This is a genomic window from Balneolaceae bacterium (assembly GCA_034521495.1).
Lineage (GTDB): Bacteria > Bacteroidota > Rhodothermia > Balneolales > Balneolaceae > Rhodohalobacter.
Map to the genome: position 1 here is coordinate 47,838 of JAXHMK010000006.1, position 12,871 is coordinate 60,708.

A 12,871-nucleotide genomic window follows, 5' to 3' on the forward strand; every position below is an offset into this window, starting at 1 on the left:
CCGAACACCCAATATTGAATGTCGAAGGGTTTTTACTTCATCATTCTTTGATCGGTGTTCGTTATTCGATATTCCTATTCCGGCCCGCCCATCAGCGGCTCATTAATCGCACGAATACTGGAGTTCGGCAGACCGTCGGGGTAGTTAGCTTTGCTCATATTTAATGCATCTATCACAATCTCCAGGTGCATCTCCTTGGAGTTTTCATAAAATGTTTGAGCCGCTCCGCTCAGCTTTGGCTTTCCGTGCAACGGTTTATCACTCACACAAAGCAGCGTGGCAAAAGGAATTCGATACCGGTACCCGTTCGTAGCCACCGTGGCTGACTCCATATCAATCGCCACACTCCGGCTGACATGAATCTCCTGGACCGATCTTTTTTTGATGAACTCCCAGTTACGGTTCGCTGTAGTATAGACCGTGCCAAGGCGGTAATTTCTCTCGTTAGAGTCGAGCACTTCTTTTAAATATACATTCAGAAGATGGTTTGGAGTTATCGGGATATTCAGCGGCAGAACATCATCCAAAACTCCATCAGCCCGTAAAAACCCGGTTGCCAGAACAAAATCGCCAATATCCTGGTGATTTCTCAGCCCCCCGCAATGCCCCACCATCACCATAGCATCCGGGCGCAGTACGGCCACATGATCGGAAATAGTTTTCGCATTCGATGGTCCAACACCAATATTTACAAGCGAAAACCCTTTATTCTCTGGTAATTTGTGGTGATAGGCCGGCATCTGTACCGAGTGGTCCGGTTTTACACAATCCGGAAATAGGTTCTGAAATACATCCACATGCATATCGTAATTGGTAAAGAGAATATACCGCTGAAAATCTTCGGGCTTGGTTCCCGTGTAATGTTCCAGCCTGTTCAGAGAAATATCAATCCGCTCCGGGCTGAACAGGAACAATTTTTTTTGGGTGATATCCCAGTCGTCTTCATCGGCATTATCAAACAGAGCGGGATCATTTACAGCTACCCGCGGACGCGACGGAAACACTTTCATACTCGCTCCTTTTTCAAGAAATTTTCTGAGTTCCCGCTTCAAATACCAACGATACGCGCTTGGCAAGGCCATCTCCCCGGTTATAATTGGATTGTGTTCCGACCAGGAACGCTTCACCAACAGTTTGGGATAATCCCCGTCCCGGTATATCTTTTCCATCAGATCACACGCTTTTTCTACGATGTCATTTCGTTCTGTATCCGTTGATATTGATTCGCCTGTGATTTCTATTCGTTCATCCATAAACTGCTATATAATGCCTCATTCATTTTCATTTACAAAACCCAAATGGGATATCATAAAAGATAAGAAACTCTTAGAAACTCCCATCTTTTCTCTTTATCAACGAGAGTTGTTACCTGACAAAAAAACTAACCCTGCTTCTTTCTACGTGCTGGATGCACCAGACTGGATTAATGTAATTGCTCTGACCACAGACCGAAAGGTTGTTTTGGTTGAGCAGTATCGCGCCGGTATTCATGAAGCCTCACTCGAAATTCCGGGCGGCATGGTAGATGAGGGTGAATCTCCACTGAAATCAGCTAAACGAGAACTTCTTGAAGAGACCGGCTACCAGTCAGAAAGGTGGACAAAGTTGGGTGCAACAAGCGGCAATGCTGCGATCCTCAACAACTATACTCACATCTACCTGGCCGAAGATTGTGTAAAAGTGGATGAACAACAATTAGACGGTAATGAAGATATAGCCGTTCACATTCTCGAATTTGATTATTTCCTTGAATTGGTAAAAAACAGTACAATTCATCACTCGATTGTTGTGGCGGCAGTGGCACATCTGTTGCTGCATCTAAAAGAGTAGCCTGGTTCGCTGAGCGGAACAGGCCGATGAATAGACAGCAATGTAGAATTCAAAAATTGTACGCCGGACAGCTTGTCCGGCATCTCAAAACCAAAATTACATCTCTTTATCCTGATCGCGCGAGCGTCCTTATAAGGTAGTATTTTGTAAAAAAACGAATGGAGGGAACGGGCAGGCTCAACGTCGCATAAAGCTACGATGAGTAAACTGCTTGTTGTACGGTGTACCGGACAGCTTTTCAAAATCAAAATTCCAGTTGATGGCGCGAGCGTCCCGCTCGTGACCTACCCCGAATTATTCACGAAAAAGTATAAAATAGAAGTTAAACCGCTGATATTATTATATGTATCGGAAAATGATGGTAGCTCAATTTTGAGTGTTGTGGCAAATGGCTACGAAATTTGGTGCATAATCCGGGGCTACAACAAACATTATTACGAGAACAAGCGAGGCGCTTGCGCTATCCGAGTCCACTCACTCATCCGAATGATTAACCGAGAACCTAAAAAAGAAAAAGCGCACAGTTTCTACCTATGCGCCCTTGAGGTCTTAAGATGTAAGAAATGTAAAACCTATTCCCATGTCCTGAAAAGTTCTTCGGCAAAATATGCGCGAGAGTTTTCACATGATGCCACAGCATTCATCTTGTCGCCGTGTTCATTGGCAATTTTATAATAGTTTTGAGCCATATTGCCTCTATGCTGGTAACTTTGCCACCATACTAAACTCATAAAATCATGTTCAACATTTTCAAAACCCAGGTATGGCATCTGGAAATGCACACCATAACCATCCATCCCCTCTGCAATGGTGGCTTCAGCAATCTCTTTTTGTACGGCTACAGCATGTTCCATTGAAACACCCTCTTTCAATGTACAATCAGCCAGTTGAACCGGAAACCGGGTATCAATCGGCTCATTTTCTCGTGCAGCATTTACCACGATATGATCCATGGTAGCAAACGTTATCCCGCAGATATCTGGATTCTCATCATTATCATCATCCATATGTCTGTTTACATAATTTCCGTACTCTTTGTACATCTCCTCACCGTTTGGCCATTCACCCACAAGGATGTGTGTGATGCCTTCCAAACGCTCACCATTAATTAATGGTCGCATCAGATACTGGTTATATTTGCTGCCATCCGCGGCAACTTTTTCACCATATTCTTTTGCATCCGCAATCACGTCATCAAAAGTGGAACCATCTTTAAGCTTGCAAAGAATATATTCCATACGAACATTTTCTTCAGTTTCCTGTGCTACTGCCTCCGCTGCAATTAACAGAATAATTGCAACCGCCAATGCATTTATAGATGTCTTCATAAATCCCCATTTTTATTTTTAAGTGTTTATGAAGTTAATTTCTCAACTGCCCTCAGTCTTGTACTTTTGAACCATTTGTTTGGATTATTTACACAATACCATGAAAGCAGAAGAGTTTTTGAATGATACTTTTAATCGATTCATTCGCATCAAAAAACGACTCTTTCGATGGTGCTGAAAGGAGATATTTAAAAGCAGTTGCTCAATGTGTTACAGAATGTGTATACTAAAAGTCTGATTTTTTATTTTGAATCAGACAGAACGAAACGTGGTTTGTTTCGGGTTATAATGACCTAAATTCACAAAGAATTACCAAATCAGATGATTTCAAAAGGATCAAAAATAGATACAGATTTCTCACTTAAAGTCGTTGAAAATGGCGAAGAGAAAGAGGTTCAGTTCTCCGAACTGTTAGACCGGCCCACTATCGTTTCTGTATATATGAAGAATAATACCAGCAGTTGCGACCGCCAAACCGAAAGCCTTGCTGAACATTCAAATTGGTTCGATAAAAAAGGATATAATTTGATCGCAATCAGCAAGGATGGCTGCAGATCTCATAAAAATTATGCAAAGAAAAAGGGAATTGATTATATCCTTGCATCCGATCCCGACTATAAATTTGCCGAAGCCACCGATTCTATCGTAGAAAAAAATATGTTCGGTAACACCTATGAAAGTCCCAGCCGATCTGCTTATTTGATTGATACTGACGGAACAGTGCTTGAAATCATTCAGAAAGTAAATACGAAAGCTCATGCAGAGGAGTTAAAAGAGCTTGTTAAATCCAATTAAAATTAATTTATGAAGTCTTTAGTAATAGTAGAGTCGCCCACAAAAATTAAAACCATCAAGAAGTTTTTACCGAAGGGCTATGTAGTTGATTCATCGATGGGACATATTCGCGACCTTCCCTCATCAGCCAAAGAGATTCCGGCCAAATACAAGAAAGAGTCGTGGTCGAACCTGGGAATTAATGTAGATGACCGGTACGATCCGATCTATGTAGTGCCGAAAGGAAAAAAGAAGATTGTAAAAAAGCTGAAAGAACTGCTCAAAGATTCTGATGAACTGATTTTAGCTACAGATGAAGATCGCGAAGGTGAAGCGATCTCCTGGCATTTAACCGAACTGCTGAACCCTAAAGTGCCCGTAAAGCGAATGGCGTTCCGCGAGATTACCAAAGAGGCGATTGAAGAGGCTTTGGAGAATTTCCGCGACATCAACATGAACCTGGTTCATGCGCAGGAAACACGCCGGATTCTGGATCGGCTTGCCGGGTATACAATCTCTCCCCTTCTGTGGAAAAAAATTGCACCGGGCCTTTCTGCGGGTCGTGTTCAATCTGTGGCAGTCGAGTTCCTCGTTGAACGTGAACGGGAGCGCATGAAATTCAAGAGTGGTACCTATTTTGATCTGAAGGCGATTCTCTCAAAAGAGGGTGAAAAGGATACATTTGAAGGTGTACTTTCGCACGTGGATGACAAGCGACTTGCCAGTGGAAAAGATTTTGATGAGAACACCGGCAAGCTCAAAAAGCCGGACAATGTTGTTCTGTTGGATGAGGAAAAAGCCGGCAAACTTCGGGATCTGCTAAATAAAGCAGATTGGGCGGTTTCAAATGTAGATGTAAACGTTCAGAAACGTAACCCGTCGGCACCGTTTATTACATCAACGCTGCAGCAGGAAGCCAACCGTAAATTTGGATTCTCCGCCCGGGATACGATGAGCGTGGCTCAGAAATTGTATGAGAACGGTTTTATCACCTACATGAGAACTGACTCCACCAACCTCTCCGGACAAGCGATTAACGCTGCACGAAGCGAGGTGGAAAAGCAGTATGGAGAGGAGTACTTATTTGACCGTGTTCGAACCTATGGAAAATCGAAAGGGGCACAGGAAGCGCACGAGGCAATCCGGCCGGCCGGTTCAACTTTTACACATCCGAAAAAAGCGGGCTTGAGCGGCAGACGGTTTAAACTTTACGATCTGATCTGGAAACGAACCATCGCCACACAGATGGCTGAAGCAAAACTGGAATTTACCAACGTAACTATCACAGCGGAGCACGACGGAACGAAAGCCGATTTTAAATCAAGTGGCAAAAAGATACTGTTTCCCGGATTTTTCAGAGCCTATGTAGAGGGAAGTGACGATCCCGAAGCCGCCATCGAAAATCAGGAAATTTTCCTCCCGGAGATGAAGGAAGGAGATGCTACAGAACTTCACGAACTCGAATCGATTTCTCACGAAACCAAACCGCCTGCCCGTTACACAGAAGCTACCCTGGTGAAAGAACTTGAAAAAAGTGGTGTTGGGCGGCCAAGTACATATGCCACCGTTATTGGCACAATCCAGGAGCGCGGATATGCTAAATCAGTAAAAAAAGCATTGGTTCCCACCTACACTGCTTTCGCTGTAACGGAACTATTAGAAAACCATTTTCCCCATCTTGTAGACAGTGAATTCACATCAAAGCTGGAAGACAAACTGGACAAAATAGCCCGTGGTAAATACGATCCGGTAAAATATCTCGATGATTATTATAAAGGCGATAAAGGCCTGAGAAACCAGGTTGATGAGCGGGAGGACAAAATTGATCCACAAAAAGCCAGAAAACTCAATCTGCCTATTGAAGGATTGAATGGCATGCGTGTTCATGTAGGGCGTTTTGGTCCGTATGTAAAAGTAAGTTCCAATGGTGAAGATATTACCACCTCGTTACCCGAAGGGTTAGATCCCGGTGAACTATCGGCCGATAAAATCAAAGAACTTCTGGTTGCTGAAAAAGAGGGACCGAAGTCTCTCGGAGATCATCCCGAAACCGGCGAACCGGTCTATGTACTCTCCGGCCGTTACGGTCCTTACGTTCAACGGGGCGATGTTACAGAAGACAACAAAAAACCCAAGCGGGTTTCTCTCCTCAAGGGAATGAAACCGGCAGATGTGGATTTCGAAACCGCTGTGAAACTACTGGAGCTGCCCCGCACACTCGGTGAACATCCTGATACCGGTAAAGTAGTAAAAGCAGGAATTGGACGATATGGACCATTTGTACTTCACGATGGAAATTTCAAGTCGCTAAAAAAGACGGACAACGTTCTTGAGATTGGATTGGATCGCGCCGTAGAACTTATCAAAGAGAAGAAAAGTAAAGGCCGGAGAAGCAGTTCGGAAATTGCTGATCTGGGCAAACACCCGGAAACAGACAAACCCATTAAAGTGCTTGACGGCCGGTACGGTCCCTACATTAAATACGGTCGCAAAAATATCTCACTGCCCAAAGGCACCGAGCCAGAGGAGTTCAGGATGGCCGATGCTGTTCAGTTGATTGAGGAGAAGGGGAAGAAGTAAGCAATTCCAAAACCTCCAAGGTTTCTAAAACCTTGGAGGTTTACAGTTCAGGTTACCAAATTGGATTAGAAAATATTCAAAAAGTAGTGAGTTCGGACTATAAGATTTTTATCTTCGGACAGGAAAATCAATTCACATCAAACCAATCGGTTTTAAAATGTCCGCAAGCTCACCTGCCAAACCCTCCGTTTCGTATAAAATTTCCTATAGTCATACATTCCGGGATAATGAATACGGAATTACGGATTCGGCAAGAGAACTCATAGAAGATCTGTTTTTTGAAGTTGGAAAAGGTAAAAAGAGTATCATTAAACGGCTGCAGAGGGCGATAAAAAAATACCCGAAGGTCCCTCAATTCAAGAATTACCTTATCAAAGAATACCAGGCCGCCGGTAACCAGAAGATGGCGAACGAGGTTATCGAACAGATTTTAAAAGCTCACCCCGATTATCTTTTTGGAAAATTAAACAAAGTCCATTCGCTGCTGGATGAGGGAAAAGCGGAACAGGTTCCCGAAATTCTGGGTACAGAGATGGACCTTCAGGCATTGTATCCCGAACGGGATGAATTTCATATCGAAGAGGTACTCAAATTCTATTCCATAACCGTTATCTATTTTCTTGAAACCGGGGATCGTGAGCAAGCTGTCGCCCGGCTTGATCTGCTTGAAGAACTCGATCCCGATGCCCCTGCCGTCCAAATAGCCCGCAACCGGCTTATGATGTACGACATAAAGGAAAACCTTGAAAAAAGCAGGAAAAAGTGGGAGCACGACAAAAAACATGAACGTACCGTAGAAAGCCGGGGGTACAGAAGGTCCACTCAAACTGATCAAAAACCTGATTTTCATCATTCCGAAATTGAATATTTATACACAAACGGTTTTGATATTTCAGAACAGAAGATCCGGGAGATTCTCGCCCTGCCAGAAAATTCACTCGTAAACGACCTTGAAAACGTTCTGGAGGATGCGGTAAACCGCCACGAGGTTTTGAAAGAAGAAATTCTGCAGAGTGGATGGAACTATGAACGCCATAATTTTGGCAGCCATGCGGTTTCCCTTCTTGCTGAAATGGAAAGCACCCAATCCTTGCCAACTGTTTTAGAGCTGTTGCGGCAGGGCGAAGAATTTCTCGAATTCTGGTTTGGCGACCGCCTCGAAGAATATTTTGCTGATCCGGTAGCAGTGCTTGCTGAGAACCAACTATCCCTGCTGGACGAATTCCTGAAAGAACCGTACAACAGCTCCTATGCCAGAAATATCGCTGTAAGCGCCACAGAAAATATTGCCCGGCAAACGCCGGAGAAGCGGGACTCCATCGTAACAATGTACGAAGACTGGATCAATTTCCTGCTTAAAAACGAAAAGGATGACTCCCTTTTTGACACCGAGCTTCTGGGTTTTATTGTATGGAGCTGCTTAAATTTAAATGCTGACAGTCTGCTCCCGCTCATTAAACAGCTCTATCAGAACAACCTGGTTCCAATAAATATGCTTGGAACGTACGAGGAAGTTGAGCGGGACATGCTTCAAACATCACTTTTACCTACAGTAGATCCGTTCGATATCTACACCCATTACAAAAAAATCCATACCAATCCGCTGTACGACAAGCCAGATTCCGAATCTGATCATCAGCCTCTTCCGGCAACTCCGCCTCCCCTGCCGTCTTTTGATCAGCCCGGTACCGGCAGTCAACCAGCCGTCAACCCCTGGAAAGATGTGGGCCGGAACGATCCCTGCCCGTGCGGAAGCGGCAGAAAGTATAAGCGGTGTTGTTTGAGATGATAAAAACCTCCAAGGTTTTCAAAACCTTGGAGGTTTGAAGAGGTCCGAAGTTTGACAGACCTTTCACCTAAACTGGTGCAAGTGTTAAATACGGTATTTCAAAACATAAATTGGAATAAAGGTAGATAATCTCTTCCTGGGAAAAAATCATTCTACAATCAGTAAGTCGTGGATGTCACTTGTGCCAAGTTTTTTGCAAATGGAGAGGGGCACAAGTGACGCTTCGCTTAACACTTGCGCCAGGCGGGGACAAAGTTTTATTTTGAGACCATAGAAAATAAAATTTTGTAAGGTATTCGGTTTTTCGTGCTCTTACGAATAGAAGAAAACTCATAAAACCGCAATTATATTTAAAACCATGCAATTGTATCTCTCCCACCTGTTATCCGACATCCGGGCTGCTCACAGAACGAATTCCCCGGAAGAAAAGCCTGAGCCGAAATCAATAGAAGATCATTTCAAAGATATTGACCGATGGGTTTCCGGCGACGCCGAACAGCCATTGAGCTATTATTGCGGATTGGAGGCAGAAGCTTTTCCACCATCTGACCAACTCAGTGCCGAACAGATCAGCAAAGTGTGTGATGCGTTTACGGCCATGATCCACACGTGGGGCGCTGATATTGATCTTCCCGATGAGATGCCCCTGAACCGGAAATATGAGTTGATTGTGGGGTTATTGGATCATGAATTTACACCCTTCAATTACGGCGGATATATATTCGATTTCTGTACCGGCTATGCTCCCGATTGCGAATTGAAAGAATATTGTCCGTGCCTGGAATTTTGGGAAGAAGACTCCTAAAAAAAACCTCCAAGGTGTTCAAAAAATTTAATCGAACCTTAGAGGAATTGCCCCGACAGATTTATTACTTCCTCATAATAATCGTTGTTGGCTGTGAATTTATCTGTAGGCTTTTCACTCTGGGCGCCATCGGGATAATCGAACCTTAGAGGAATCAGGGCTTTAGTCTTATAACCATCCATCCGAAACCTTGCCTGATTTGCCGATCGTTATATCTTCACAGAGAGACAAGACTATGAATTGGAAATCGTGTATGGAACGCTACAGGCAGATGATTAAACATTTCATATTTTTTAGGGCTGCCGGTGTAACAAAACTGCTTTTCTCGCATCATAACTAATACACAGGACATTAAAACAAGAGACGGAACCTTCACTTTTTCAAGCTATCCGGTATGACAACCGGAACATGTTGAAGATGAGAGAATTAAGAAACCCTCTTCAGACTTCCGTTTTGCTAACTTTTAACATATCAAGACCATGCCAGATCCAACTCCAATCTCCGTAATCAACCCAATAAGAATTAACCCCGGATTTTTCAGATTTTTACTCCGAAGCCAGTGGGCGTTTGAACCTATCAGCCTGAATGAACCTCTCAATGATGGAAGCTGGGAGGATGCAGGAACCATGAAGTTCGATAAAGGGTGGATTCTTGCCAAGAACGATGCCAATTTTCTCTATTTAGCAATTGATGTAACGGCCGATACGGGCAATGACCTTAAAACCGATGATTATTTTTGGCTGACGTTTGATGTAAACCGAAACAGAAGTATCAGTTCTAATAAAGATATCAACTTTGCTACGCATCGCGGGCAGCCGGAGAATCTTGCAAAACAGTTCTACCTGGGGCCAGCCCGGTGGACCGGCTTGCACAGTACAGACTCTGAGGTTCGGCAGGAGTTTGGTGTTTCTGAACATTCGGATGAACCGCACCGCATCTGGAAGTTTAAAATTGAGTTGAGTGAAATTAATGTAAACCTCTCCTGGCCACTGAGTACGCCACATTCTTTTTTTGGACTCCGTGTGAGCTCCGACACTCCCTCTTTTCGAGAAGACTTTCCGGATAATTTTTACAAGGATTTTTCCGCTCTTAAACAGATTATATTTTCCAGGAAACCGAGAATTCCCTCCAAAGATATGCACAATATTTTTGGAAGCATCGGCCTGATTCCCTCTAAAAAAATTGGGAGTGACGGACGGGCCACTACCGATCCCGGGTATTACGTACATGTGCAAAATGCAGCGTTTGGCGGCACCCTGAATGTGATCGGGAACCGGAATAAAATTCTCGACATGTGGAGTAAAAACCGGAGAAAGTATAAAGTACTGATTAAAGCACCCGGCTCTTCCTCTTTTGAAGATCTGATCTCCTCCTGGAACAATTACCGCTGGAACGGAACCGATCACGTTCTTGAAACCTTTTCAGCTACCTCATCCGGGTTTTATCATCTTGCCAATCCTTCCAAAGATTACTCGATTGATGATCTTCTCATTCAATTCCCCACGGGTTTTCTGCCCACCGGGAAAGCAACCCTGCGAATTCAGTTTTACAACACCGTTGGAACCGGTCACTCCAGCAGCGACCGGGAGGATTTAGATATCTACATCGACAATCACCTGCCGGCTGCCGTAATTGAAAAAGTCCTGCACAACGGCTCTGAAGTGGATGCATGCGCCATTGAGAGTATAGGCCCGGACCCGGATGGATTGCGGTTCAGATTAACTGCCCATGATCCGGAAGGCAATTTAAGAGGGGTCAGTTTCAGGGCCACCTATGGTGAAAATCAAACCACAGGAATCTACAGTGAAGGATATTCCCCATCCAAAGGAAATTGGAAAGGATTTGAGGATAAACTCCTGCCGGATACCTGGCGCCCTCCTGTATCCTGTGCATACAGCTTTGTATTAACCGCCAGTGCCCGCACGACAAACGGGTATGGATATATCGGCAGGAGTACGTATCACAAAAATCTTACGCTCTTGCTTTGTCATTAATTTATAGAATCACCTATGAAAAGCCAATGTTTACGCATGGTTTTTAATTTTTGTCGTATCCAAAGATAATTTCCACCTGACGCTTTAGAATCCCTTAAGAATATTGTGTAGGTTTTTTTAGCACTTTATACACTTGATTATCTTGCGAATATCTCCGAGACACTCATCATTGAGACTAACCGGTTCTGTAAAGAGAGCAACAGTGATATCGACCAAAAGAAGAGTAATCTGGAGTTTCAGCTGACGATCATCGCAAAAGATGATTTTTCCATTGAAAAGCATTCGTACTTTTCTGCATAAACTTTTACAGTCAATTCTAAACATTTGTACAACCAAATTGGCTGTTTAACTGATTACGGTATTGAACTCCGCAAAATTTTCAATTAGAACATGCGCGACTTAAAACTGTGGATTCTTCTGGCTTTTCTTATAAGTTTTGCAGCCACTTATCCCGGAAGTATTGTGTTAAAAGATGAGGCGAACTTATATCCGGCAGTCCAATGCTTTTGCCAAGGGCAGTATTCAGGTTGAATATGTGAATCCGCTTACAAAGAATCTACCGATATTCGACCAAGTGAATATCCACCGGGCACATCATTGATTATTGCCCCATTTATTTTTATTGGAGGATGGCAACTTGCATTTTGGATGCCTGCTTTGGCTTTAATATTAGCCGTTATTTTTACAGCATTTCTTCTAAAAAAAGCTGTTATCATCCACTCTTTGCACTTATCCTTTTGATTTACCCGCCGGCTTTAGTGATGGCAAGAGTTGTATCAAGTGATGTAATTAGTGCGACGTTGGTGGCATTTGGATGGTTCCTTTTCTGGACGGCATCTCAAATAAATCAAAGCGAGCTTCATTTTATCTATTTTTATCTGGATTTCTTGTGAATATCTTTGCTTTTCAGGGAACCAAATGCCTGTTTTTTGCTTCGCTATTTTTAGGTGCTGTGATTAGGAAGGATCAGGGATGGACGATCATCGTTGGTGGAGTCTTGGACTTATTCATCAGGCTGTATGCAAGCTATATCGTCTTTGGTGACCCACTGTTTACGAAGGAAAAACTCAGGTTTTTCCATTGATGCAGTTTCGAACAACTTACTCCCTTATCTTACTGCACTTACTATATTTGTACCGGGTGGACTTTTGCTGCTCTTTATAAAAGGTAAACGTAAATTCGAAGTTATTTCAACAGTCTTCGTTGCTATTTACTTTTTACTTGGTCTATAATTCCAGCTTTTTAACCAGCGGCTTTTTAAAAAGCCTGTATTAGGCCCGCGATTTTTCATTCCACTGCTACCGGTTCTGGCTTTAGCGATGGCCGAATCAGTTCCGAGACTAATCAACTCCTTTTTCCCGAAATTAAAAGTATCAGCAATCTATTCTCCGGTGGTAACTTCTCACCATCACGAGTGGTGTCATTCTCACAAATATTCTTTTTCATGAATGGGCTGAAGTCCATGAAAATATCCAGGAAAAAATTGCAGAGCATGTCCCTGAGAATTCTGCAGTGATGACCCAATTCCAGTCAACTCTTACATGATTGGAGTTGCAAGGCTACCCCTCACGAGTCAATTTTTTCGAGGTTTTCTCCGGAAGAATTAGAACTAATAGGAGAAGCCTATATAGTTTTTGAGACCATTCCGAGAGTTTGTATTGGAGAGAAACTGCAGACAGTGAAAACCGGTTTTTGGAAAGTATCCCTTCAGAACCTGTTTTCAATAAAGAATACCTGGATAATTATCACCTGAAAATTTACAGAACCGATT

At 43.3% G+C, this 12,871-nt stretch carries 8 protein-coding genes; 6 read left to right on the forward strand and 2 right to left on the reverse strand.

Annotated features, from left to right (window positions below; translation table 11 throughout):
- Nucleotides 1–74: 74 nt before the first annotated feature.
- Nucleotides 75–1,253 carry an AMP nucleosidase gene (locus tag U5K72_03825; protein MDZ7717936.1) on the reverse strand — a complete coding sequence of 393 codons (1,179 nt, stop codon included), beginning with the start codon at nucleotides 1,251–1,253 and terminating at the stop codon, nucleotides 75–77.
- Nucleotides 1,254–1,266: 13 nt separating this feature from the next.
- Here U5K72_03825 and U5K72_03830 point away from each other — a divergent pair, with 13 nt between their 5' ends.
- Nucleotides 1,267–1,830 carry an NUDIX hydrolase gene (locus U5K72_03830; protein ID MDZ7717937.1) on the forward strand — a complete coding sequence of 188 codons (564 nt, stop codon included), beginning with the start codon at nucleotides 1,267–1,269 and terminating at the stop codon, nucleotides 1,828–1,830.
- Nucleotides 1,831–2,402: 572 nt separating this feature from the next.
- Here U5K72_03830 and U5K72_03835 read toward each other — a convergent pair.
- Nucleotides 2,403–3,158, reverse strand: coding sequence for a hypothetical protein (locus U5K72_03835; GenBank protein ID MDZ7717938.1), 756 nt, complete (start codon nucleotides 3,156–3,158; stop codon nucleotides 2,403–2,405).
- 321 nt (nucleotides 3,159–3,479) lie between these two features.
- Between U5K72_03835 and U5K72_03840 the strand changes: the two genes are divergently transcribed.
- The 5 genes from U5K72_03840 to U5K72_03860 all read left to right on the forward strand — a co-directional run bounded on the left by U5K72_03840 (nucleotide 3,480) and on the right by U5K72_03860 (nucleotide 11,100).
- Nucleotides 3,480–3,953 (forward strand): redoxin domain-containing protein, encoded by a 474-nt coding sequence (locus U5K72_03840; protein ID MDZ7717939.1) that lies wholly within the window; start codon nucleotides 3,480–3,482, stop codon nucleotides 3,951–3,953.
- Between the two features lie 9 nt (nucleotides 3,954–3,962).
- Nucleotides 3,963–6,512: a type I DNA topoisomerase gene (topA, locus tag U5K72_03845; protein ID MDZ7717940.1), complete on the forward strand. Its 2,550-nt coding sequence runs from the start codon at nucleotides 3,963–3,965 to the stop codon at nucleotides 6,510–6,512.
- A gap of 157 nt (nucleotides 6,513–6,669) precedes the next feature.
- A complete protein-coding gene (locus U5K72_03850; protein ID MDZ7717941.1) occupies nucleotides 6,670–8,301 on the forward strand; it encodes a DUF1186 domain-containing protein in 1,632 nt (543 codons plus the stop codon).
- A 358-nt stretch (nucleotides 8,302–8,659) separates the two neighbouring features.
- Nucleotides 8,660–9,106, forward strand: coding sequence for a hypothetical protein (locus U5K72_03855; protein ID MDZ7717942.1), 447 nt, complete (start codon nucleotides 8,660–8,662; stop codon nucleotides 9,104–9,106).
- Between the two features lie 479 nt (nucleotides 9,107–9,585).
- Nucleotides 9,586–11,100 carry a hypothetical protein gene (locus U5K72_03860; protein ID MDZ7717943.1) on the forward strand — a complete coding sequence of 505 codons (1,515 nt, stop codon included), beginning with the start codon at nucleotides 9,586–9,588 and terminating at the stop codon, nucleotides 11,098–11,100.
- The last annotated feature ends 1,771 nt before the right edge of the window (nucleotides 11,101–12,871 follow it).